General features: G+C 38.2%; 22 protein-coding genes and 1 riboswitch. Of the genes, 10 read left to right on the top strand and 12 right to left on the bottom strand.

What is annotated here, in order from left to right; genetic code table 11:
- Positions 1-55: 55 nt before the first annotated feature.
- On the bottom strand, positions 56-1996 hold the full coding sequence (locus H6541_06635; protein MCB9015458.1) for a tetratricopeptide repeat protein: 1941 nt from the start codon (positions 1994-1996) through the stop codon (positions 56-58).
- Between the two features lie 5 nt (positions 1997-2001).
- Positions 2002-2973, bottom strand: coding sequence for a 4Fe-4S cluster-binding domain-containing protein (locus H6541_06640; GenBank protein MCB9015459.1), 972 nt, complete (start codon positions 2971-2973; stop codon positions 2002-2004).
- Positions 2974-3633: 660 nt separating this feature from the next.
- Here H6541_06640 and H6541_06645 point away from each other — a divergent pair.
- The 3 genes from H6541_06645 (at position 3634) to H6541_06655 (ending at position 9716) form a co-directional block, all read left to right on the top strand.
- Entirely contained in the window at positions 3634-5226 is a 1593-nt protein-coding gene (locus tag H6541_06645) for a T9SS type A sorting domain-containing protein (protein MCB9015460.1), read from the top strand.
- A 349-nt stretch (positions 5227-5575) separates the two neighbouring features.
- Positions 5576-6805 (top strand): ROK family protein, encoded by a 1230-nt coding sequence (locus H6541_06650; GenBank protein MCB9015461.1) that lies wholly within the window; start codon positions 5576-5578, stop codon positions 6803-6805.
- Between the two features lie 82 nt (positions 6806-6887).
- Positions 6888-7016, top strand: a riboswitch (FMN riboswitch).
- 123 nt (positions 7017-7139) lie between these two features.
- Complete coding sequence (locus tag H6541_06655) at positions 7140-9716, top strand: TonB-dependent receptor (protein ID MCB9015462.1); 2577 nt, start codon at positions 7140-7142, stop codon at positions 9714-9716.
- A gap of 84 nt (positions 9717-9800) precedes the next feature.
- On the opposite strand, the gene H6541_06660 is transcribed toward H6541_06655, so the two are convergent.
- Positions 9801-10190, bottom strand: coding sequence for a DUF302 domain-containing protein (locus H6541_06660; GenBank protein MCB9015463.1), 390 nt, complete (start codon positions 10188-10190; stop codon positions 9801-9803).
- 221 nt (positions 10191-10411) lie between these two features.
- Between H6541_06660 and H6541_06665 the strand changes: the two genes are divergently transcribed.
- Genes H6541_06665 through H6541_06680 form a run of 4 tightly spaced genes read left to right on the top strand, consistent with a single transcriptional unit; the run spans position 10412 to position 13328 of the window.
- Positions 10412-11779, top strand: coding sequence for an MFS transporter (locus H6541_06665; GenBank protein MCB9015464.1), 1368 nt, complete (start codon positions 10412-10414; stop codon positions 11777-11779).
- Positions 11780-11838: 59 nt separating this feature from the next.
- Positions 11839-12519, top strand: coding sequence for an NAD(P)H-binding protein (locus H6541_06670; protein MCB9015465.1), 681 nt, complete (start codon positions 11839-11841; stop codon positions 12517-12519).
- Between the two features lie 18 nt (positions 12520-12537).
- A complete protein-coding gene (locus H6541_06675) occupies positions 12538-12855 on the top strand; it encodes a sulfurtransferase (GenBank protein MCB9015466.1) in 318 nt (105 codons plus the stop codon).
- Entirely contained in the window at positions 12855-13328 is a 474-nt protein-coding gene (locus H6541_06680) for a DUF2062 domain-containing protein (GenBank protein MCB9015467.1), read from the top strand. Before H6541_06675 ends, H6541_06680 begins: the two co-directional genes overlap by 1 nt.
- Positions 13329-13343: 15 nt before the next feature.
- Here the strand turns inward: H6541_06680 and H6541_06685 are convergent, their stop codons facing one another.
- The 3 genes from H6541_06685 to H6541_06695 all read right to left on the bottom strand — a co-directional run bounded on the left by H6541_06685 (position 13344) and on the right by H6541_06695 (position 15801).
- Entirely contained in the window at positions 13344-14120 is a 777-nt protein-coding gene (locus H6541_06685) for an SDR family oxidoreductase (GenBank protein MCB9015468.1), read from the bottom strand.
- Positions 14120-15373, bottom strand: a complete 1254-nt coding sequence (locus H6541_06690) for a DEAD/DEAH box helicase (GenBank protein MCB9015469.1) — start codon at positions 15371-15373, stop codon at positions 14120-14122. Before H6541_06690 ends, H6541_06685 begins: the two co-directional genes overlap by 1 nt.
- Before the next feature lie 200 nt (positions 15374-15573).
- A complete protein-coding gene (locus H6541_06695) occupies positions 15574-15801 on the bottom strand; it encodes a hypothetical protein (protein ID MCB9015470.1) in 228 nt (75 codons plus the stop codon).
- Between the two features lie 336 nt (positions 15802-16137).
- Here H6541_06695 and H6541_06700 point away from each other — a divergent pair, with 336 nt between their 5' ends.
- Positions 16138-17412 (top strand): replication-associated recombination protein A, encoded by a 1275-nt coding sequence (locus tag H6541_06700; protein MCB9015471.1) that lies wholly within the window; start codon positions 16138-16140, stop codon positions 17410-17412.
- A gap of 11 nt (positions 17413-17423) precedes the next feature.
- Positions 17424-18263, top strand: a complete 840-nt coding sequence (gene kdsA / locus H6541_06705; protein MCB9015472.1) for a 3-deoxy-8-phosphooctulonate synthase — start codon at positions 17424-17426, stop codon at positions 18261-18263.
- Positions 18264-18270: 7 nt separating this feature from the next.
- Here kdsA and H6541_06710 read toward each other — a convergent pair whose 3' ends face one another.
- Both H6541_06710 and H6541_06715 read right to left on the bottom strand, forming a co-directional pair.
- Positions 18271-18864: a hypothetical protein gene (locus H6541_06710; GenBank protein ID MCB9015473.1), complete on the bottom strand. Its 594-nt coding sequence runs from the start codon at positions 18862-18864 to the stop codon at positions 18271-18273.
- 12 nt (positions 18865-18876) lie between these two features.
- Positions 18877-20058, bottom strand: a complete 1182-nt coding sequence (locus H6541_06715) for a DUF4831 family protein (protein ID MCB9015474.1) — start codon at positions 20056-20058, stop codon at positions 18877-18879.
- 263 nt (positions 20059-20321) lie between these two features.
- Between H6541_06715 and H6541_06720 the strand changes: the two genes are divergently transcribed.
- Complete coding sequence (locus tag H6541_06720; GenBank protein MCB9015475.1) at positions 20322-20672, top strand: DUF2061 domain-containing protein; 351 nt, start codon at positions 20322-20324, stop codon at positions 20670-20672.
- Between the two features lie 97 nt (positions 20673-20769).
- Here the strand turns inward: H6541_06720 and H6541_06725 are convergent, their stop codons facing one another.
- From H6541_06725 to H6541_06740, 4 genes are all read right to left on the bottom strand, one after another.
- Positions 20770-22959: a glutamine synthetase III gene (locus H6541_06725; protein ID MCB9015476.1), complete on the bottom strand. Its 2190-nt coding sequence runs from the start codon at positions 22957-22959 to the stop codon at positions 20770-20772.
- A gap of 104 nt (positions 22960-23063) precedes the next feature.
- Positions 23064-24509 carry a sodium:solute symporter gene (locus H6541_06730; GenBank protein MCB9015477.1) on the bottom strand — a complete coding sequence of 482 codons (1446 nt, stop codon included), beginning with the start codon at positions 24507-24509 and terminating at the stop codon, positions 23064-23066.
- Between the two features lie 21 nt (positions 24510-24530).
- Positions 24531-25076: an HAD-IIIA family hydrolase gene (locus tag H6541_06735; protein ID MCB9015478.1), complete on the bottom strand. Its 546-nt coding sequence runs from the start codon at positions 25074-25076 to the stop codon at positions 24531-24533.
- Complete coding sequence (locus H6541_06740) at positions 25057-25770, bottom strand: NTP transferase domain-containing protein (GenBank protein ID MCB9015479.1); 714 nt, start codon at positions 25768-25770, stop codon at positions 25057-25059. The genes H6541_06735 and H6541_06740 overlap by 20 nt, the downstream gene beginning before the upstream one ends.
- Between the last annotated feature and the right edge of the window lies 1 nt (position 25771).

The raw sequence follows: 25771 nt of genomic DNA on the forward strand, positions 1-25771 counted from the left end.
ATCAACGGTAAAGAGAATGGAAGCAAATAATCAATCAAAAGAAATTTGATTTGAATTAAATTACATCGAGGCTAAAACTAAACACACTGCCTTTTCCGGGTGTACTTTCGGCTGTAATCCTGGATTTGTGTATATTCATAAACTCCTGACAAAGAATCAATCCCAACCCTGTTCCGGTTTCATTGTTTGTTCCTGGATTCTTCAGATTACCATCTATTTTAAATAAACGGGACAACTCATCCTGTTCAAGGCCCACACCAGTATCGGCAACGCTTAAACTGGCTTTTCCATTATTACACAAACAACTAATGGTAACCGAACCTCCATTAGGAGTAAACTTTATGGCATTGCTGAGTAAATTGCGAAGCACTGTAGAAAGCATGTTCTTGTCAGCTTTAACAATAACATCTTTTGAAAAATCAGTGTAAAGTGAGATTTGCTTATTTTCAGCTGCCGATCTGACTACGTCTATTGAAAAATCAACAATTTCGGGAAGATCTACGGGCTCTGGATTAAAATCAATACGACCCGACTGCGCCCTTGACCAGGTAAGTAAATTTTCAAGCAAAGCATAAATATTCTGACTTGACTGCCTGATGATACCCAAATAAGACAACTTCTCCTGGTCAGTAATTTCATTAAACTCAGTATATGCTAAATCGGCAAAACCCAACAGAGAAGTAAACGGGTTTTTTAAATCATGCGCGATTATGGATAAGAATCTATCCTTGGTTGCAATCAATTGCTCAAGTTCGGCTTTTTGTTTTAGGATAATTTTATTGCTTTCTTCAAAGTTCTCAGCTGAACGGGCTTTTACATAATATCGTTTAAAGAAGAAACCCATAAAAACAATGACCAAAACCAATACTGTAATTAAAGCAATTCTTGATTTCTGCTCACGCTCCATATTGAGAGATTGCTCCAGATTTTCGCGCAGCAAACGTTCACTGTCAAGCTCCCTGCTTCCTGTTTCAAACTTCGATCTTACATGGCTCATTTGCAAGGCCAACTGTTCGTTGTACAAACTATCCTTGTATTTGCTGTAAGTCTCAAGGAAAATATAGGCTAATTTAGGTTGGTTTAAGCTCATTGAGACCCTGGCCAATTCACCATATGCTTCCATTATCAGAGGACGGAGTTTGACCAGTTTTGCCAACTCTATCCCTTTTTCAATCGTTCTGTATGCTTCAGCTTTACGTCCGGTTTTGAAATATACTGAACCGAGATAAACCTGTGATGTGGCCAGGTATTGTTGATTATTATTTTGTTTTGCCAGTGCAAAAGCCTTGTCTAAAAAGCTCTCGGCTTGCACAAAATCCTGCTTTGACTGAAAAATATTGCCAATGTTAATATAAACTGACATGAGCGATGTCATGTTAATGGATTGAGAGACGCCCTGCGATTGTTCATAAATTTGCCTTGTTTTACCAACATCGCCTTGCTCACTGCCTAAAACACCAAGGTTAAGATAGGAAGCTTCCATACCTTGCTGTTCTTTCATATCTTCAAATATCATCTGAGCTCTGAAATAATATTCCAGTGCCTGATCGTATTGGCGTTGCTCATTATAAATATAGCCAAGATTAATACAACAGTTGGCTATTTGCGCAAACATTCTGTTTGCCTCAAAATAATCAAGTGCAACTCTGCTGTATTGTATGGCTTCTTCAAAGTTTCGGGTTATACTGTTTACCATACCCAGATTATAGCATGCATTGGCCCATGAAACAGAATCGACAACAAGGAGGTTATGTTGAATTTCATCTTTAAGAAATTCACTTGCAGAAAAATAATCACCTGATTCAAATGAAAGCCGGGTAAGCTGCTTTAACAAAGCTGATTTTTCAGCAGGATCTGTAGCCTTTTCAAGCAAAAGCCTGAGGCTATCGACCCTTTGCTGTGTATTTGAACCTGAGAGTGGTTGATACACAGCAAAAAATCCTAAAAAAAGGATTATTCTGAAATATTTCATGCCGGTAATAAAAAAGTCTACCAAATTAATTAATTTGTAAGATTATTCAACCCTATTTCGAACGGGTGTTCATTATCAAAGTCAGGTAAGTAAAATGAACTACTGCAAAAATCCTGCACCCATCCTCTGTTGAGTCCTAATTGTAGCATTTCATCCTTTACCTGTAAATATTCTGATTCCCAAACAGCTCTGCCCAAATCCGGATCATTTGATACCCCGGGCATTGGATGATATTGTGACATTAAAGAAATGTGAGTTCGTGGAGACAATTCCCCGGCAATAAATCTTAAAACGCCTAAACTGTTTTCAACATGTCCAGGAATAACCATATGCCTTATAATTATGCCACTGATTGCCAAATCATTTTCATCTGTAACCAGTGATGTCCCCTTTTGCCTGAACATTTCTTTAAGTGCGGCTGAGGCAACCTTAACATAATTTTTTGCATCAGACCATTTTATTGCCAGGGTTTCATCTGAATATTTAAAGTCTGGCAAATAAACATCAATCATACCTTCCAATAACTGAAGTACTTCAACTTTATCGTAAGCATTTGTATTATAAATAAATACAGGGTGCCGCCCCATCTCCTTTAAAGCATTAATAATCTGAATAACCTGAGGCACCATATGAGAAGGTGAAACAAAACCAACAGCTCTGCATCCATTGTCCAGCAAGTTACATATCCTGTCCAAGGTTTCCTGCAAGCTCAATACAGGCATCTTAACAGCAGGATCATTGGTACTTATCTGACAGTTCTGACAGTAAACACATTGCAGGTTACAGCGGCTGAAAAAGACATTACACACTCCATACTCTCCTGATAAAACTGGCTCTTCACCCTGGTGCCGACATATAGAACTTATTTCGAAGCCTGTGCCTGCCTGGCAATATCCCTTTACATCAGAAAACCTGTTAGCCCTGCAATTGCGCGGGCAAATGGTGCAATCTGAAAGATTTAACCCTGAATCAAAATTTGTATGGGTTTCTGATCGTTTCATTCAGTAGTAGTGATAACAGAAATAAACTGATAAAATTATCAGTTTTATGTCTACGTCAATTGTTTATTTATATATGCAGAAAAAGTAACTCTTAACTCATCATTTTTTTTACTTTCAGAACAATATTACCAAAAACAATACCAAATAAGCTACTATTTTAAAAGAAAAAGTAACCTAATGATTTATAGATTCTTCCGTTTGAAGAAAACAAGTGCAAAATATTTTACTATCAAGAAAAACAATTTTACACATGAGAAAGTAAATTAATTCCGGGAGCAAATCTTACCCTTTGATTACAGGTACTAATAACAATAAATATTAACTTAAGACTCTTCTGAAGAACTTAACCAATTTTGAAAGCCAGAAGAATAACAAGTTAAACCACAATAAGTGCAAATATATAAATTTTATTTATGTGCATAGTTATCACAATTTATTAGAAATTTAGTTGAATGCATCCGAATTAACTCCTGACTCTGAATAAAAAATTTGAATTAATCTGTTTGGCAATTCGGATAAAACATTGATATTTGCCTCCATACTGACAACCGAAAAACAATCACAAAAGGCCTGTAAGTAAGAATATACATTTTTATACAACAGGCCTTATTTATGGCAAGCAGTTGACCTGTCAAACTCAAACAAAACTATATCATCAAAATGAAAACACTTTGCAAAGCATTCTTTATTTGCCTTCTATCAATGATTTTGCTGGTTACAAAAGGTGAATCACAAACAATACAAATACAAGGTGAACAAACAGGTATATTGCAGGCTGACACAATTTTTATAACCGGAAATGTATTGGTCCCCTTTGGTGAGTTTTTAAAAATCTTACCAGGAACCAAAGTTATAGCAACCGGCTACTTCGGTTTTTTTATTGAAGGAAGCATACAAGCATTGGGAACAGTTGACAATCCGGTATTATTTACCATTTCAGACACTTCAGGGTTTTATAATCTTTATGACAGCCGCGGAGGCTGGGACGGCTTTGATTTTACGAACATCTCTTCTGTAGCCGATTCGTCAATTTTCAAACATTCTACATTTGAATTTGGCAAGGCAACAGGTGACTCATTGTCAAAAATGGGGGGAATGTTTAACATTAGAAATTTCAATAAAATTAAATTTACAGAATGCCATTTTAATCAGAATAAGGCAGTTTTCTGGGGTGGTGCTATTTTTGGAGAGCAAGCCGACATATCCATTGAAAATTGCCTTTTCAGCAACAACTACTGCGGTACTCCCGGTCCACCTTACGGATATGGAGGAGCTGTATGTTTCAGAAATTCAACAGCAGAAATAAACAAATGTGAGTTTGAAGCCAATCGTTCAACTGGCATTGGAGGCGGCGTTTCTTTTGAATATTCAGATATTTTGCTCACAAACTGTAAATTCCGCCTCAACTATAGCGGACTTGGCGGAGCTTTAGGTTACTTACGGTCGACTCCAGCGCGGTCCATAACCGGTAATCTTTTCACAGAAAACTCAGCGTTATTTTTTGGCGGAGCCATTTCCTGCAACAGAGCAAATCCACATTTCATCAACAATACCATTACAAACAATTCCTGTACTTCATACGGAGGAGGATTTTATTGCAATGACAGTGCTGCACCCGTAGTTGTAAATACTATTCTATACGGAAACCATGCGCCCTCAGGTGAACAGGTTTATATATGGGATGTTAATTCTGCTCCATCTTTCTATTATTGTAATATTGAAGGAAAAAGTGAAGCCTTCGGCGGAACAGGAGGAACCGGTTTTAACTCCCCTTATGTTGCGAACATTGATACATTGCCAGCGTTTTTGGGAAATGGCTTACACCCCTATGCATTGGCACCTGAGTCACCATGTGTAAATGCAGGTCAGCCTGACACAACCGGACTAATGTTGCCAGCTTATGACCTGGCAGGTAATAGCAGAATCTATGGCTCAAGAGTGGACATAGGAGCCTATGAACTACAATCAGGTCCATCATCTGTCAATCACAACTTCTCAGAACTGAAACCCCATTTCTGGCCCAATCCATTTACTGATCTGTTATATGTTAACCCTGCCGGATTTTCAGGAGAAACAGTACTCGTTCAAATGTCCGATTTACAAGGCCGAGTTATTCTCTCAGAAAACATTGCCAATCGTGAAGAAATCAAATTGGATCTCACAAAGCAACATTTAAGGGCCGGAATTTACTGTCTCCAAATTTCCGACAGTCAAAAATCAGTCACCCTGAAGATCTCAAAATCAGGGCAATGATAGAATTTGGAATAAAACTAAAGTAAGCCTGCCAATTCTTCCGCTTTTTCAATGCAAGAAAAGTACTGCAAAATACTTTTCTTGCATTTCTTTGTTGTAAAGGAATTGCAAAATTACAAAGCAGAGTTACAGGCAAAAACATGAATAAATATTGACAAACTAACCATAACCAGACAGATTAGTTTCTTACCGTTAAAATATAAACACATGTCAATACAATGATATTTAATCACTTACACTCTCATTTAATTTGCACGATGTTTAGTCAGGCATTCTTAATAATTTTTATACTTAAACAGGAGTAAATAATAAAATAATTTATAATTTTACATCAACCAATAATAATGTTATGCAAGGTATAGATTATTTATTTAGAAAAGATTACACCAAAGAGCCATTAAAAAACAATCAGGCCAGAAAAATCGGGTTAAAGCAATCCATCATCAAAGAATTGTACTTTCAGGGAGAGTTATCCATTTTTAAACTCAGCCAAACCATAAAGATGAGCACCCCCACCATCACAAGAGCAGTAGAGGAGCTTGTTGAAGAAAAACTTATTAAGGAGGTTGGGATTGGGGAATCAACCGGAGGCAGAAGACCCAGCCTTTTTGGGCTTAATCCGTCTGCCCGATATGTAATTGGCATTGACATTGAAAGATCTTTCATTAAAATTGGTGTTTTTGACTTTTTAAACAATCCGGTATCGGAAATACATGAACTAAATGAAGGGCTTGACACACATCCTGACATACTTGGTTTTATTGCTGAAAAAGTTTCTGAGCTACTTGAAGCCTATGGAATTGACCAAAATATAATACTTGGAATAGGGATTTCGCTTCCGGGCCTGATCGATATTCGAACCGGATTATCGTTCACTTACCTGAATACAGGGCGGCCGTTAGCGGAAATTATATATGAAAAAATTGGACTGCCTGTATTCATTGAGCATGACACCCGGGCCATGGCGTGGGGCGAGCAATCCTTTGGATTGGCCCGTGGCCACCAAAATGTTTTGTGCCTGAATGCAGGCTCCGGAATCGGGCTCAGCATTATTATCAATGGAAAAATTTACACAGGTCATTCAGGCTATTCAGGTGAATTTGGCCATATCCAGATTGAGCCCAACGGTCAGTTGTGTCATTGCGGAAAAATCGGGTGTATTGAAACAATTGCATCTGGGAAATCAATGATTAACAGAGCCAGAACTGAAATTGAAAATGGAGCTATTACCCGTATTAGTGAAACTATCGGAGGTGATTTAAACAAAATTAACATTAAACTTATCCTGAATGCTGCCAAGGAAGGTGATCAATTTGCCATTGACCTTCTGTATAAAATTGGCGAATCACTGGGAAGAGGTATTGGTACTTTAATCCACCTTTTTAACCCTGAACTTATTATTGTTGGCGGCGAAATGTCAAGAGCCACTGACCTCCTTATTGCTCCAATTGAGAGCAATCTGAATAAATACACTATTTCAAGAATAAGAAAGGATGCCCGCATTGTTGCTTCTGAGCTTGGCGATAACGCCAAACTTTTGGGGACCATCGCGCTTGTAATGCACAAAATATTTAGCTAAGCATTTGGCAAACTGTATTTTGCAGCTATTTTCAACTACTGCTTGCAAAAACAAAATATTTGAATAATTTTGCCGCATAATTAAAATTCTTCAGGGCAGGGCGAAATTCCCGACCGGCGGTATAGTCCGCGACTCGAACAACATTTGGTTGTTTGACTGAACCGGTTTGATTCCGGTACCGACAGTATAGTCTGGATGGAAGAAGAATCACTACTACTTTTCCAGGCAGATTTCTCTGTTTGGATTTTGTATTGATGTATCCTGCCCCGAAGTATGCTTTGCCGGGGCATTATTATTTCCGGTAATTTTTTATTAATTGATTAAATCCGGAAACATGATACATTTTCTCTTAAAATCAATCAGTCTGATTTTTGCTTCAGCCCTTATTACCGGTCAGCTATTTGCACAAGTTGTAATCAGAGGACAGGTTAGCGATTTAAGCAGCGGTTATGCTATTGCCAATGTAAACATTCAGGCTGACACAAAAAATAACGGGGCAATCACTGACAATAACGGCAACTTTGAAATCATACTCGCCCAGGGTTCCTGCAAATTAACATTCAGCCATCTGACCTACAAGCCGCTTATTCTTTCGCTCAATACTGCTGAAAAAAATGAATTTCTGCACATAAGGTTAGAGCCGGAAACCGTTGGGCTCAACGAAGTAAATATTATCTCCAATTATGCGCGTGAAAGGGAAACTCCCATTGCCATAAGCAACATTCGCACAGCCACAATTGAAAGAGAAATGGGCCATCAGGATTACCCTGAAATAATGAAATTGGTCCCGGGAGTTTATGCAACAAAGCTAGGTGGAGGCCAGGGAGATGCGCGCATAAGTATCAGAGGTTTTCAACAGGAAAATATAGCTTTATTGCTAAATGGTGTCCCTGTAAGCAGTGTTGAAAACGGATTGGTTTACTGGTCTAACTGGGCAGGTCTTGGCGATGCCACACAAACCATTCAGGTACAAAGAGGGCTTGGAGCCTCAAGAGTGGCCTTAAACTCAGTTGGTGGAACCATCAATATAATTACAAAATCAACAGAAGCTATAAAAGGCGGTAGCATTCGCTATGCTGTTTCTGACTTTGGAAATAATAAATTCACTTTAAGTCTTTCAACAGGAAAATTAAATAAAAACTATGCGATTACTTTTTTAGGCTCCAGAACATCTGGCCCTGGATATGTGGATGCCACAAGCGTTAATGCCTGGGCTTGGTTTCTTACCATCAGCAAAGAGCTCAATGAACGACATAAAATTGTATTTACCAGTCTTGGAGCGCCTGAAAGACATGGTCAGCGAAACTTTGGGTTATCAAAGGAAGAGTATGACATGTATGGCAATAAATACAATCCTAACTGGGGAATTTACAATGGAAAAATCAACAGCCTGTCAGAAAATTTTTATCATAAGCCTCAATTATCCTTAAATCACTACTGGGATATAAATCCGAGAGCCTTTCTGGCAACTTCCGTTTATTTTTCAAGTGGAAAAGGTGGTGGTAAATATGCTGAATCATTTATGAGTGAGCCTGTTTATAATTTCAGAAAAAATAACCAGTTAGATTGGGATGCTGTTTATCTGCAAAATATAAATCATAATGATACTTATCAATTGGCAGATGGACAGATTGCATCTGGTTTTTCAAAAATAATACAAACAAATTACCTTGCCGATCACATCTGGTTTGGAGCATTATCAACCCTCAACTACCAGATAAATGATAATTTTAAATTTATATCAGGTATTCATGCCAGATATTTTAAATCAAACCTGCGCGAAGAAATCAGTGATTTATTAGGCGGAAGATTCTATATTGACACTTATGGCTGGGCAATTGACGGAATTGGAGGACGAAATCAGATAAAAGGCGTAGGCGATATAATTAATGTGGACAATGATTCGCGTGTTGATGTTATCAGTTATTTTGGTCAGATAGAGTACACTTATAAAAACCTGACGACTTTTCTTGCTTCAACAGCCTCAAGCACATGGTTCAGACGATATGACAGAATAAATTACATTCAAAATCCTGAAAGTGAACTTGTAAGCAAACCCGGTGCCGATATAAAAACGGGTTTAAATTACAATATAAATGCACGTAGTAACCTTTATTTAAATGCCGGTTATTATACGAAAGCACCATATTACAAGTTTATTTTCGCCAACTTCACTAATGCTGTTGTTCAGAATGCCTCCAACGAAAAAATAAGCTCAGCAGAAATGGGATATGGTTATAAAAATAAAGGCTACAGTGTTAATATTAATGCTTACTACACTTTGTGGCAGGACAAATCTTTATTATCTAACGAGAACATTCAACTAGACAACAATACGCAAACAAGAGCTCTGATAAGAGGACTTGATGCTGTACATAAAGGCATTGAAGTTGAAATATTTGCTCAACCAACCTCAAATTTCCTCATTGGCTCTACCTTTTCTGCCGGAGACTGGAAGTGGAAAAATGATGTGAACGCATTGCTGTATAATGATAATCAAGAGTTAGTTGACAGCACATTTGTATATGTTAAAGATATTAAAGTCGGCGATGCACCACAAATTTCGTTAGCTCTATTTGGTGAATTACGTTTTCTGACAGATTGGGCCTTAAATGCCAATTGGCTGTATTACAGTAAAATATATGCTAATTTTGATCCGGCAGGACGTGGTAATCCAGATGACAGGAGTCAACCATACAGAATTCCTGATTACGATTTGTTGGATCTACACCTGAGTTATCAGTTTGAAATATCAGGTTTGAAATCTACAGCAGCAATTAGCTGCTATAATGTAACAAATAAGGAATCAATCATGAGAGGTGAAGATGGCACCGGACACAACCTGGAGACTTTCAGAGGATACTGGTCTCCGGGAAGAACTTTTAATTTCTCCCTGAAAGTTTCCTTTTAACTATTATTGGTTGCAGTTCTGAAACAAAAACACCCGGATACAAATTGCATCCGGGTTATGCTTACCAATCAAATGATAAAATTATTAATTCAGCTTCTTAATAAGTCCGTCAAAAATAGCAGTAACCTTACATGAGAGATCAGCAAGTTCTGAATTTCCGGTTGCGGTCATTACTGTTTTCGGGTTAATTGCAGCCACTTCACATCTGCCCTCTCCCTTTTCCTGAACAATGATGTTACATGGTAACATTAAGCCCACTTTATCTTCAGAATTTAATGCTTCCAGTGCATAATGAGGATTGCAAGCTCCTAAAATCCTGTAGTCGCGGAAATCAGCATCGAGTTTTTCTTTAAATGTTTTTCTGATATTAATCTGAGTAATAATTCCAAAGCCATGTTCTTTTAACAATAGCGTAACTTTGTCAACCGCGTCATCAACAGAGCAGGTAAGCTCTTTTGCAAAATAGTAATCCATTTTACTGAAATTTAATGATTAAAAACAAATAAGGTTACTCCCTGATTCCTTCATAAAGCTAAACAAATTAGCCATGAAAAGTACTTCAGGAAACAAGTTATTCTTAAAATCGAACATACAAATTTAATTATTACCATAAATGAAGCCGGGATTTAAAATAAGTAAGTAAGCAACCTCGGCAAAATGAATTTATTTGGCCTAATTTTGCAAAAAAGCCTGAAATGAGTAACAAGAGAACAATTCTATTTGTAACTACCTTAAGTTCATTCCTTACACCATTTATGGGATCGGCCATTAATATTGCGCTTCCTGAAATTGGCAAAGAAATGAACATGAACACGATTCAACTTGGATGGGTGGCCACTTCATATCTGCTGGCAGCAGCTGTCTTTTTGCTCCCTTTTGGTCGTTTGGCAGATCGCAACGGGCGAAAAAAGCTCTTTATGTACGGCATAATTCTATTCGGAGTAGCCTCTGGCTTATCTGCACTGGCTTTTAACTGGTGGATTTTAATCCTTTCCAGAACATTGAATGGAATTGGCGGGGCCATGATTTATGCTACAGCGCTGGCCATTTTAACATCTGCTTTTCCTAAAAATGAGCGAGGTAAAGCCCTGGGTATAAATGTGGCTTCAGTTTACCTCGGGCTTAGCCTGGGCCCGACTCTGGGAGGATTTCTCACTATGTATCTGGGATGGCGCAGTATATTCGCTTTTACCGCAATTTTAAGTGTAATTATCCTGGTTTTTGCCGGTCAAAAACTAGCTGATGATAAAAAGCCTCTCTCAACCATACCTTTTGACACAAATGGGAGCCTCATTTATGGCATAAGCCTGGCGCTTTTTATTTATGGATTTCCACTTCTCCCTTCTTTATCAGGCATAGTCATTGTTACTGCCGGATTAATAGGGTTCGTGCTTTTTGGCAAGCAGGAAAACAAGGCAAAAGAGCCATTACTGGACATGCATATTTTCAGAAAAAACCATGTATTTCTTTTTTCAAATTTTGCAGCTTTTATTAACTACAGTGCAACTTATGCATTGGTATTTTTATTGAGCTTTTATCTGCAACAAATTAAACATATGAGTCCGGCTGAGGCGGGAATGATATTAATGTCTCAACCAGTAATGATGACCCTTTTTTCTCCTTTGGCGGGAATTTTAAGCGATCGGATAGAGCCGGCCATTGTGGCCAGTATTGGAATGGGAATTACTGTAGCAGGGCTCATCGCTTTTGCCTTCATCACGGCTACAACCGGCATTTGGATCATTGTATTATTATTAATGTTCCTTGGCCTGGGGTTTGCGCTCTTTTCTTCGCCCAACACCAATGCAGTTATGAGTTCGGTGTCGCCTCCCCAATATGGCATTGCATCGGCAACATTAGGTACCATGCGCCTCACAGGTCAAACAATGAGCATGGGCATTTCAATGCTGATTATGGCTGTAATCATCGGAAAATCAGTTCAGGGAGCTGTTTACACAGCGGGATTACTTAAAAGCATCCATCTGACCTTTCTTGTTTTCTCTCTTTTGTGTCTGGCAGGAACTTTCTTTTCAATGAAAAGAGGCTCTTTAAGAAGTTCATAAAGTTGTATTTTTATATTGATTTAGTTTCATAATTTAGCACTTTAAGCTAAAACAGAATAATGGCAGAAGATCGCAAACTTACAGCGCTGGTTTTTGGCGGTACAGGACTCACTGGCAAATTCTTAACCGAACTCCTCATTGCAGATGACCGATATGATAAAATCATCCTGTATGTCAGGAGGGAAGTCCCCTCCTATCATGGAAAAGTTAAGCAAATCATATTTGATGCTGAAAGAATATCGGAAATTAAAAATGAAATAACCGGCGATCATTTATTTTGCTGTATTGGCACAACTATTAAGAAGGCTGGCAGTAAGGAAGCTTTCCTGAATACCGATCATCATCTGATTGTGAACATTGCCAAAGCCGCAGTATCCAATGGCATTCAGGTTTTCTCCTTCATTTCATCAATAGGTGCAAATCCTGCAAGCTCTAACTTCTATCTGAATACAAAAGGGATAACGGAAGATGTTTTAAAAAACCTTGGATTCAATCAGCTTAACATCCTGCGGCCTTCCATGCTTTTAGGCTTACGGAACGAGTCCCGGCCATTGGAAGAATTTGGAAAAACTCTCTTCAAAATATTCAGTTTTCTCTTAATTGGCCGCATGAAAAAGTACAGCCCGGTTCATGCTCTAACAGTTGCAAAGGCGATGATAACTGCTGCAAATGACATGCAGGGCACACATGTAATTGAATCAGACAAAATTGAAGAATTAGGCAACACACAGCAACAATAACGCAAATTTCGAACTAAAATGAATCACATTACCCCAGTTGAATTACATGATTTGCTCATTGGTAAAGAGCCTTTTCAGCTTATCGATACCAGAGAAGCTGAAAAATATGAAGCTTGTCATATTGATTCTGCCATATCCATCCCTCAACTCTTATTACCTGAAAGGCTTTCGCTTGTAAATACTGAAGGAAAAGTTGTGATCTACTGCATGTATGGGATTAAAAGTGAGCAAGTTTATATCTTCCTCAAAGACAAACTTAAGCTAAAAAAGTTATTTATACTTGAAGGAGGTATTTACCAGTATGCCCGGGATGTAGATCCTTCAATGCCTGTTTAATGAATATTTTTCAGAAAATAATTAACAAATGGCTGAAAGAGCCCTTTCGGATTTTTTCTACCAGTGGTCTTACTCCTTCAAAACTAGCCTTGTCTTTCTCCCTGGGAGTTTGCATGGGCATTAACCCTGTGCCAGGCACAACTACCCTTGGTTGTGTTTTGGTGGCCTTTATTTACAAGCTAAATCATGGCGCTATTCAACTGATAAACTATATGGTATACCCTCTTCAACTATTGTTGATATATCCATTTTTTAAAATCAGTGCATATGTGTTAGGCTCGGAAATAATGACAGGTTCTCCGACAGAATTTGTTCAAAAATTCAGCACCGACTGGTGGGGAACTTTATCAAAACTGGGTTATGTTGCTATTGGGGCTGCTATTATTTGGATGTTAATTTCAATACCCTTAGGATTAGTACTTTATAGACTTTCGCTGCCCGTTTTTGTTAAAATCAGCAGTAAAAGAAACTAAAACAAATACAAAGATTCAGCCCCAGAGTCCTTTTATTTGGTTTCCTGCCACACTTATTACCTGCCCGGTAACAAAAGCAGAAGCCGGTGACAACAACCAAGCTGCCATCTGGGCAAAATCAGCCGCCACTCCCAAGTGACCAGTTTCTGTTTCCTGAATAAATAGTTTTTTCACATGCTCAACAGAATGTCCCGTTTTGAGCGATTTCTTCTGATAAAGCCGCTGCATAGCACTAGTATCATGATATCCCGGAGCTAAAATATTTATTGTTATGCCATCTTTAGCTACTTCAGAAGCCAATATTTTAGCCATCCCAACAACTGCGGGCCTGAAAGCATTGCTTAAAATAAGATCCTGCACGGGCTGTTTCACAGAAATACTTTCAATCATCACTACCCTGCCTGAGCCCCTGCTTTTAAACAATGGAATCAAATATTTAAGTAATGAGACTTTCCATAACAAAACATTTTGATAAGCCTCATCCCACAAGTTTAAATCTGTGTCAAAAAAGCCACCAGCCGGGGGGCCGCCTGCATTCACCAATACTCCATCGGGAATTCTTGCATCTAGCTTTAGTCCAAGCAGGCTTAAAAATTTGCGGTCAGTAACATCTGCAGCCATTGTCTGCACATATGAACCATATTCAGCAACAAGTTCGTCTAACTTATCCTGATTTCTTGCAATTGCAAGCACTTCGGCACCTTCCTGCACCAACTGCCCGGTAATTGCTTTGCCCAAGCCTGATGAAGCGCCTGTTACCAGGAAAAACCTTCCTTTTAAATGAAGATCCACTATTCTTTCGGTTTAGGTTTTGAATTTCGCCGCTTAGCTTTAAAAGGTTTGCGTACTGATTTCTTTCTTGCAGCAGAAGGATTATATGAAGGACCTTCACCTAAAGCCTCCGGCGGCATTTGCTTTCTTATTTCATACCCAATCAGTTTTTCAATCTTTGAAAACTCTGCTTGTTCCAGTTCGTTGATAAAAGTAATGGCAATGCCTGTTTGTTCGGCTCTGGCTGTGCGTCCAACACGGTGAACATAATCTTCAGCATCACGAGGCACATCATAATTTATAACCAAACTGATATTCTCAATATCAATACCTCTTGATATAACATCTGTTGCAACCAACATTTGCAACTGCCTGTTTTTAAATTTAAGAAGTACCTTTTCCCTTTCGGTCTGTTCAAGGTCAGAAGAGATGTCGGCAACCTGAAAACCCTCCTCTTTCAATTCACGAGCAATTGATTTAACTTTTGATTTTCTTGAAGCAAAAACAATAATGCTTGGCAAATCTCGTCCTTTAACCAAACCAGCCAATAGTTTTGTTTTTTGACTATCATATGCCATGTAAGCCACTTGCAAAATACCTTCGGCCGGTTTTGAGAGTGCAATATTAACTTCAACAGGGTTCTGAAGTATACGTTTGCTCATTTCACGAATCCGGGGTGGCATGGTAGCAGAGAACAACAAAGTATTTCTGTTCTTAGGCAAATAACTGATAATCTTCATAATATCATCAAAAAATCCCATATCGAGCATTCGATCAGCTTCATCCAAAACAAGATGCTGAAGCTGCTGTACCAACCCAATATCCATATTCAGAAATGAAATAAGCTTTCCGGGTGTTGCAACAACAATATCAACACCTTGTGATAAAGCCTTTCGCTGTTGTTCCCACTCCTTTCCATCAGTGCCACCATAAACTGGCAGTGAACTAATATTTAAAAAATAGCTAAATCCTTCGAGTTGCTGAGCAATCTGAATAGCTAATTCGCGGGTAGGTGCAATAATAATCGTATTGATTCCTTTTACAGGAGTTTGAACAATACGATGGAGAATGGGCAAAAGATAAGCAGCTGTTTTACCGGTACCGGTTTGGGCACATCCAATTACATCGTGCCCTGCCATAATATGGGGAATAATCTGAGATTGAATTGGTGTTGGAATTTCATAGCCTATAGAATCGAGCCCTTGCATAATTCCATCATCAAAGCCAAAACTGCTAAATGTTAGAGGGTCTTCAGCATTTATTTTATCAGTCATAAAAACGTGGATTTCTTAGCAAAGAAAAATAAATGCTAAGCTGTTTTCAAAGGTACAAAATATTATGATAGCCGGCCTTACAATACCAAAGAGCTAATGTTCAATCAGCCTATGCAGGGCTCATGAATTTATTGAAAAGCATATATATAAAAAAAAGAGGTGTTACCACCTCTTTTTAAAATCGTAATAGTTGCTTCAAACTATTTAACAGGAAGAGCTGCAATTGAATCAGCAATTCTCTGCTGCTCAGCAGCAACAGCATTGATTGAATCCTGAACTCTCATAGCTTCAGCTTCAACAACTGCGATAGAGTCAGCTACTCTGATTGAATCAAGACGAGCCTGTTCAGCTTTCTGTTCAGCGCTTGGTCCGCAAGCAACCATAGTTGCTAAACCAGCAACCAATAAAATCTGTGATAATGTTTTCATGTTTATGTGTTAGATTAAAACAAGGCAAAGATACATGAAAGCAATATTAAAAAGCAAGTAATTGTGCATTTTTTTAAGATTTTTTTAATGCCTATATAATGTTGAATATCAAGGCATAAGGCAAATCATTAAAAAATATTTTTAATTTAACCTTAAAATAGCCTTAAAAAGTAGTCCAAAAATAAGCGAATTTTAATGGATGAGCCTAAAAAACGAAAAAAAACGGCCCCTATTTTATGCAAGGTGACAGTAAAATAAAATTCACATCAAAATTTGAAAGTTGACAAGCCCATTATTAGTATATCTTTGCACAGCACACAATAATTATTGCTAAAAATGTCCAAATTACCGCCCTTAGCTGAGCAGTTGCGCCCTGATGGTTTCGACGACTATGTTGGTCAGAAGCACCTGATTGGAATGGATGGTGTACTAAGAAAAGCCATTGAATCCGGACATCTGCCCTCAATGATTTTCTGGGGCCCGCCGGGAGTAGGCAAAACCACACTTGCTTATATTATTTCGCAGAAACTGAACCGTGATTTTTTCACACTGAGTGCCATTAATTCAGGTGTTAAAGATATCAGGGAAGTTATTGAATTGGCTGGCCGTAAAGGGTTGGGAGCAATTTTATTTATTGACGAGATACACCGATTTAGTAAATCGCAGCAAGATTCCCTGCTGGGCGCAGTTGAAAAGGGAATTGTTACCCTGATTGGAGCCACAACCGAAAACCCTTCATTTGAAGTCATAAGTCCTTTGCTTTCGCGTTGTCAGGTTTATGTATTAAAGTCATTGACTGAAGAAGAATTGAGATTTATCATAAATAAAGCGATTCAAAAAGTCAGCACATCAACCGGAATAAATCTTATTATTAAAGAAGATGAAGCCTTGCTGCGAATTTCAGGAGGCGATGCCAGAAAACTGTTGAATGCCATAGAAATTATTGTCGGAACATCTTCTGTCAAGGATAATAAGATAGAGATTACCAATAAGACAACCACAGAAACAATTCAGCAGAATCTCACGCTCTATGACAAAAACGGCGAACAGCATTATGACATCATCTCTGCATTTATAAAATCAATGCGCGGCAGTGATCCCAACGCTACTGTTTACTGGCTGGCCAGAATGATTGAATCTGGTGAAGATCCGCTCTTTATTGCCAGGCGTATGCTAATTCTTGCTTCCGAGGATATAGGAAATGCCAATCCAAATGCTTTGTTATTGGCCAATGCCTGTTTTGACGCTGTTCATAAAACAGGTTATCCTGAATGCCGCATAATTCTTTCGCAATGTGCCACTTATCTTGCTTGCTCGGCCAAAAGCAATGCCTCCTATATGGCAATTGATGATGCACTTGCTCTGGTTAGAAAAAAGGGAGATTTGCCGGTTCCCTTGCAGATTAGAAATGCGCCAACCAGGTTGATGAAGAATATGGGCTACGGGAATGATTATAAATACGCACACAGCTTTGAAGGAAATTTCACTGAGATGGAATTTTTACCTCCTGAAATCTCGGGAACCCTTCTTTATAATCCGGGAGCAAACGCACGTGAAGAAGAGTTTCGCAACCGGTTAAAATCACTTTGGAAAAATAAATACCAATATTAATAAATTCCCCAATGAACAACATTCAGCTTCCCGAAATCAGTGGTTTGAAACATTATGCCAACCGCAATTTTTTCTTAATTGCCGGCCCTTGTGTGGTTGAAAACGAATCAATGCCCCTTGAGATAGCATTAAAAATTAACCAAATCACCACGCAACTGGAAATTCCATTCATTTTTAAAGCTTCTTATAAAAAAGCCAATCGCTCAAAATCATCCTCATTCAGCGGAATAGGTGATCAAATAGCACTTAAAAGCATCGGCCATGTAAAATCAGCACTTGGAATACCTGTTATTACTGACATTCATTCAGTTGATGATGCTTCAATGGCCGCAGAATATGTAGATGCCCTGCAAATTCCGGCTTTCTTATGCCGGCAAAGTGATTTACTTGCAGCAGCAGCAGCCACAGGTAAATGGGTTAATATCAAAAAAGGACAATTTCTTTCTCCTGAGTCGATGAAATTTGCAGTTGAAAAGGTGAAAGACAACGGAAATAATCAAGTAATGGTTACTGATCGGGGCACGATGTTTGGCTACCAGGATTTGATTGTTGACATGAGATCCATTCCTATAATGAAAAAAATGGGAGTTCCGGTAATTCTTGACATTACCCATTCGTTGCAACAGCCTAATCAGGCAGAAGGAGTAAGCGGTGGTAATCCTGCAATGATTTCAACCATTGCCATGGCCGGAATTGCAGCTGGCGCTGATGGAATTTTCCTGGAAACTCATCCTGACCCTAAAAATGCCAAATCAGACGGAGCCAATATGCTCCCACTGCATTTGCTTGAAAAATTACTGCATGATTTGGTTATTATGAGACAGGCTTATCTCCAGACGTTAGAGCCGTAATTAATAGTTATTCAGATACCCCCGGGAAGATAATTGCCGTGCTTATTTCTAAAAGCCTGGATGTAACAAAAAGAATACCCAAAATAGAAATACACATGATCATAACAAATGCGGGTCTCTTTAGCGCATGTGTATTCAATAGCACAGGAAGTCCTGTCCATAACAAATAAACACTGTATAGCCCGGGAATGAGTGTCCAGGTTAATGAAGCATGAAGATTGGCTACTACATACAACATGTAAAGTGGTGTAAGAGAATATATTATCAGTTTTCCGGAACGGATAAAATCTTTATTTGAGCCAAATTTACCGGCTAGACCATACAAGAAAATAGTAGCCAGAATAACGATAGCAACCTGGAGGATGATAAAAAAAGCAGACTGAATTAAAGGTAAAGAAAACTTGTAGGCATCAATATCCAATTCATTCTTCACGTAAAGGAAACTTCCAATGAATTGAGAAATGGCACCTGCCAATATTAGCGGAAAGGCATATGAGATAAAGACCTCTTTTAAAGAGCGTTTTTCGAGATTTATCACTTTCCATTCCCACCTGGGGAACAAAAGAATATTCCTGATTCGGCTTTGACTTTTATTATCCATTTTCCGCTGCATTTATTCAGAAACAGCATGCATAATAGCACCACTTTCGGGATGAAACATAACGTTTGACATATTTCCTGCCGGGAGATAAGTAATGAGTCCCATTTGCGAAATGATCATTTCTTTTTCAGCAATTTCCATACCTCCCACCCTAAGTGACACTTCTGCCAATTCTGGAATCCGGTAATAAAAACCATGAAGTTTTCTTGAAGCCTGTTCTCTTCTGAGAACAAAATCTTCAATGGCCTTATTGCGATTTAACGGAGTAATGATAACACTTACCGACTCTCCAACTGAACCCGATTTTTCCATTACTCCCTTATTTTTTGCAAAGCGACAAATAGTTTCCAACGTACCTTCTTTTGAAGATTCAGGCGTAACAGAAAATGTATGCTTTTCTACTGATTTCCGCTTTATTCCTTGAAAGAGAGCAAGATATTCCTTTTCCATTTTATTTAACTGGTCTATCATAAATTCAAGGCTCTCGCGCGAATAATTAACTTCCTGATAACCTGTTATCAGGCTGAATTTACTATCTTCAATCTTATAAATCAACTCTGCAATTTCGCGAGCCTGTTGCTCGGGTGTCCGTTCTGATAAACTGCGCTTCAGAACCTTTTCTTCAATTGTGGTCGTATCAATGCTGATGCGCCGGACTACCGTGTCAATTTTTTCAATAATTACAGGTTTCAGGAGTTCTCTGAATGGTTTGATATTTTCGTCTGAGTAATCGCCTGTAAGTAAAGCACTTTTCAAATTATTACTTATATTTTTGATATCGGTAAAGCCCCCGATGTATCCCTTTTCAGACATAGTAACCAAAAGCGATCTGCTATCTTTCACTTTTTCGTCAATTTCAATAAAATAAAATTGCTCAGGATCAACCTCAGAGAATGTACTTAATTCAACATTTTCAATTTCATAAGATATTGAATTTTCAGTGATTAAATCAGATAAGCCGAGTAATTTAAAAGCATAATCGGCATAAGGACCTTTGAAGCTTTCAGTTTTTACAACATCAAAATTCACCTGAATCACACTCCGGGGCAAACTATATATTATCCCATCCTTTTCGGTTGATGGGTTAGCACCTTTAAATGGCACCACATTAATTTGGCTAAAAACCGAAAAAGAAAGGCTTAAAAAGAGCAAGAGAATGACAAAACGCTTGAGTGCGTGCCTGAATGATTTCATATTAGCTGGTTTACGCTTCAAAGTTAGTGAAATTTTAAATCAATGGTTGAACCACTTTAACTCTTCACAGGGATATCTTTAGAAAAAGCAAATCTGTAATCCAGAATTAAACAACATCTAATCACTTGTTATTTAGTTATATAAAACTAAAATATCAATACTCTCAGATTAATAAAAGCATTCATTTCCATCATTACATGCATAATTTTGCTCTGACAAAAAGAATATTTGTATTTTTGGTAATGTAAATTACAATGACTTTTATGAGCAAACAATCCAGGCCTGACAAGTACTCCTCAACTGATAATCAAACACAACCTATTTTCCGTGACAGTCCTCAGCGAAGTCTGATAAAAGCCCTTACATATCGGGTGATGGCTTCAGGGGTTATGTTTGTTGTTTTTTTTATCATTTTCAGAAGCACAACCAAGCGTACTTTAAACGAGAGCCTGGGCGATGCAACACTTATTAGTATTATTGATTTTACGGTAAAACTGGCAATTTATTATTTTCATGAGCGTATCTGGTCTGGCATTATCTGGGGCAGATACTGGAAAAAAAATTATTGGGTCAGAAGAGCCTGGAAACGTGCCTATCGTAAAGCTCACAAATAGAAATAAGAAGTTTACTTTTTTTACTCCTGTTATTTCAGAAAAATATAAAAGCCCCGGGAAACACCCGGGGCTTTTATATGATTATTGAATTAACTGATTATCTCACAAACAGGAGTTCCCTGTATTTAGGCAATGGCCACAACTCATTGTCGACCAATAACTCAAGTTTATCGACATGATAGCGGATTATATCAAAATACGATAGTACATCTTCCCGATAAGCAAGGGCCTGCTTTTCAACATTATCAATAGCATTGGCAATTTTTCGGGCTTCCGTCATTTTATGAACCTCAGTGCGGATAACGGCAATATGTTCAGAAATTTCTCTGATAGTATCAAGCTGGTTTTTTGAAAGCGCTGTATAGGTTTTTGAATCAAGAACTTCTTTCAGTCCCTTTACATTTTCAATCAACTGGTTTTGATATCTGATAGCAATAGGAACAATATGGTTGATGGCCAAATCACCCATTACCCTGGACTCAATCTGAACTTTTCGTGTATAATTTTCAAGTTTGATTTCGTAACGGGCTCGGACTTCACGTTCAGATAGCACCTGATGCTCTTCAAACAACCTGATGGCTTCCTTTCTAAGCAAACTCTTAAGAGCATGCGGGGTATCGGGTATATTTGACAAACCTCTTTTAGCTGCTTCTTTCACCCATTCTTCACTATAACTGTTTCCTTCAAACCTGATACGTTTCGACTCGGCAACGTATTTCTTAACAACCCTAAAGATTGCATCTTCTTTTTCAACGCCGTCAGCCATAAGTTTATCTGCTTCCTGTCTGAATTTGCGAAGTTGATCAGCAACAATCAGATTAAGAGCTATCATAGGTTTAGCGCAGCTGGAAGTTGAACCAACAGCTCTGAATTCAAATTTATTGCCTGTAAAAGCAAAAGGAGATGTTCTGTTACGGTCAGTATTATCAAGCAGAATTTCAGGAATTTTAGGAATATTGATGTTCATTCCTTTTCCGCTTGTTTTCCTTTTAAGGGAAGCTTTATCAAGTTTTTCAATCTGGTCGAGAGTATCGCTTAATTGAGAGCCGATAAAGGCTGAAATAATAGCAGGAGGAGCCTCATGGCCACCCAGTCTGAGATCATTACCAGCCGAAGCTATATATGCTCTTAACAAATCGGCATGAGTGTCAAGGGCTTTGAGAATACTCGAGAGAAAAACAAGAAATTGCAGATTTGCCTGTGGAGTTTTACCAGGCGACAAGAGATTTTCGCCTGTATTAGTACTCATTGACCAGTTATTGTGCTTCCCTGAGCCATTTACACCTGCGTAAGGCTTTTCGTGCAGTAATACGGTATAACCATGACGTTTACCAACTTTTTCGAGCAAATGCATAATCAGCTGATTGTGATCAACGGCAACATTTACTTCCTCATAAACAGGAGCACATTCAAATTGATTGGGGGCAACTTCATTGTGCCGGGTTCTTACAGGAATTCCCAAACGATGTGCTTCATATTCAAATTCACGCATAAATTCAATCACTTTTTCAGGAATAATACCAAAATAGTGATCAGATAACTGTTGATCTTTTGCACTTGAATGACCAAACAATGTCCGACCTGAAAGTGATAAATCAGGTCTGGCATTATATAAGGCGGTGTCAACCAGAAAATACTCCTGTTCCCATCCCAGTGTAGCAAAAACTCTTTTTACATTTTCATCAAAATACTGACATACCGCTGTAGCTTCGCGGTCAAGCGAACTGGAAGCTTTGAGCAGAGGTGTTTTATAATCAAGAGCTTCTCCTGTATAAGAAACAAAAATGGTAGGAATACAAAGTGTGCGATCCATTATAAACGCAGGAGAAGTGGGATCCCAGGCAGTATATCCCCTGGCCTCGAAAGTATTGCGAATTCCGCCGCTGGGGAAACTCGAAGCGTCAGGTTCCTGTTGGATTAATTCATTCGCATTAAAAGCTTCAATTGCATGTCCGTCGCCTGTTGGAAAAACAAAAGCATCATGTTTCTCTGCGGTTGAGCCAGTTAACGGATGAAACCAATGGGTAAAGTGTGTGGCTCCCTTGCTTAGCGCCCACGATTTCATAGCTGAAGCTACCTGATCGGCTATTAATCTATCAATTTTTACGCCCATTTCGGCGGCATGCACTACAGAATTGAAAGCCTCTCTAGACATGTATTCACGCATAACTGACTGATTAAATGCCAGTTCACCGTAATAATCGGATATCCTATCCGGATAAACAGGCAATTGCCTTCGCGGACGTGCCATTGCCATTTCAAGCGCCTTAAATCTGATGTTGCTCATGAGTAATAGTGTTAAATGAAACAATGATTGAAAACAAACTGCAAGTATTTTTGTTGATTGCAGCTTGTTTTCTTTTCATTTCTTTAAAACCTTTAGTGTGTGAATTACTTTTTTCTGGTAAGGATTAGCAATCCTATAAAAGTGAATAATCCATTGATAACCAGCAATTCAAAGCCAAAAATGTAGCCTTTGAGTAACCAGGAAGAATTCACACTAAGGAAATAGCTTAGGATTGGCGATAGAATCGCGACAAGAGGCACCCATTTATCGTTCACCTCAAACTTCGTAAACAGGCCAAAAGTGTATAAACCGAGTAATGGTCCATAAGTATAACCTGCAATTGTAAATAACTTGTTTATAACAGATTGATCGCTGATTGATCTAAAAATTACGACAAGTAAGGTAAGAAACACAGCAAAACTGAGGTGTATTCCCATTCTCACTTTAATTTTTTTGCTTTCAGGCCATATTTTCTTTTTAAGCCCGATAATATCCACACTGAAAGAGGTGGTTAAAGCAGTAAGTGACCCGTCTGCGCTCGAGAATGCCGCAGCTACAAGTCCAATCATAAATACGATACCAGCAAAAGCCCCATGATATTTAAGTGCTATTGTCGGAAATAAATCATCCGTGCTGACAGGAACAGGGACTCCTATTTCCGAAGCATATAAATATAATAGAGCGCCTAAAAAAAGAAATAAAAGATTTACCGGAACCAACATCCAGCTGAGCAAATAAATGTTTTTCTGAGCATCTTTAAGATTTCTGCAAGTAAGATTCTTTTGCATCATATCCTGATCGAGCCCTGTCATCACTACGGCAATAAAAGCACCACTGATAAATTGTTTAAGAAAAAAGCGCTTATCGTTAATATCTGTATAGAGAATTTTAGAATAATCACTTTTATTTACTTTTTGCAACAAATCATGCAAGCCAAGACCCAAATCTGTTGAAATAAAATATACTGAAACAGCCACCGCCGCCAACATAAAAGTAGTTTGAAGTGTATCTGTCCAGACAATCGTTTTTATACCACCTTTGAAAGTATATAAAAGTATAAGCCCCATAAAAAGGGACACATTCACAAAAAAAGGAATGCCCCAACTATCAAATACAAAGAGCTGAAGTACATTTACAACAAGATAAACCCTGAATGATGAGCCGATACTGCGCGATAACAAAAAAAAGGACGACCCGGTTTTATAAGTATTTTTCCCAAAACGTTGTTCAAGATAGCTGTAAATTGAAGTCAGGTTTCGACTATAATACATCGGCAACAGCACCTGTGCAATAAAGGCATACCCTACCAGATACCCAAAAACAATCATCATATAGGAAAACCCTGATGAACCTACTTCGCCAGGAATTGAAATGAAAGTAACTCCTGATAAAGAAGCACCAATCATCCCATAAGCAACTACAAACCAGGGTGATGATTTATTTCCGGAATAATAAGTTTCGTTGTTGGATTTTCTGCCGGTTATAGCAGCAATAATAAAAAGGAGGGCTGAATAAGATAAAAAAATTGCTACAATCGCTAATGGATGCACGTTAAACAGTTAAGTGATTCCTTATCTCAAATTTTTTGCAAAGGTAATCAAATCAGGGTAAACAAAATCGACTAATTTCGGAAATTTTCTTGCCATTTCAGCACTACCAATGAATACTGTTTTCATTCCCAGTCGTTTACCAAACAAAATATCTCCAAAAGAATCTCCAACCATCACTGATTTTTTAAATGAAATTTCTTTAAAATCTTTTTTAGCCAATAAGCCCATACCTATTGAAGGTTTGCGGGTAAAGTGCTTTTCGCTTTTGAGATAGGGAGAAAAATAGACTTTATGAATAACACCTCCAGCATGTTCAACAGCTTGTAGCATATGAATGTGAATCTCATTTAATTCATCTATAGTCATCAATCCTTTTCCTACCCCCTGCTGGTTAGTAACTACCACAATTTTTTGGAAAAGTGCTGAAAATATTTTGATGGCCTCCAGTGTCCCATCAATAAAATGAAACAACTCCTTTGACTTCACATAATCATCAGGAATTCTTTCATTAATAACGCCATCCCGGTCGAGAAACAGCGTCCAGTTTTTATCGATCTTTAAACTCATTGAATTCTTTTTGAGCTCTTAAATAATCATCTGGAATGCCAATATCAAGAAAGTAGTCGCTAAAAATTTGGGCTTTATACCACCTGGGATCTAATTTTTTTTCAAAAAAATCTTTTTCAAGTGAGAACTTTTCAGGAAAGTCAAGTCCATTAAAATACCTTGCTTTAATCAGATATATTCCACCATTGATAAAACCAGAAGCTGCACGGTCTGATTTTTCATGAAAACCTAGGATACTACCATCAGATGAACATTCAACCAAGCCATACCTTGAAGCATTCTCAACAAAACGCAAGGCTACTGAAACTTTAGCCAGTTCTTCAATATGTCTTTGAAAAAACTGATCGAGGTTAATGCAAAACAAAGTATCGCCATTCATCACCAAAGCGTGAGGAGAAAGTACATGTTGAAACGCAAGTTTCACTGCTCCTCCTGTCCCAAGTGGTACATCTTCTTTAGAATAAACCAATTCTAGATTTTTGTAACTATTACCGAAGTAATCCTCAATAGCATTACTCAGGTAACCGGTTGAAAGAATTACCCTTTTAAACCCGAATTGATTAATAAAGTCAAATTGATATTCAAGAAAAGGATTCCCATTGACAGGAGCCATAGCCTTGGGTAGATTTTGCACAGAATCGCGTAACCTGGTACCAAGTCCTCCTGCCAGAATAATGATATCGGGGAAATCCATA

The organism is Lentimicrobiaceae bacterium (assembly GCA_020636745.1).
Taxonomy (GTDB): Bacteria; Bacteroidota; Bacteroidia; order Bacteroidales; family Lentimicrobiaceae; genus Lentimicrobium.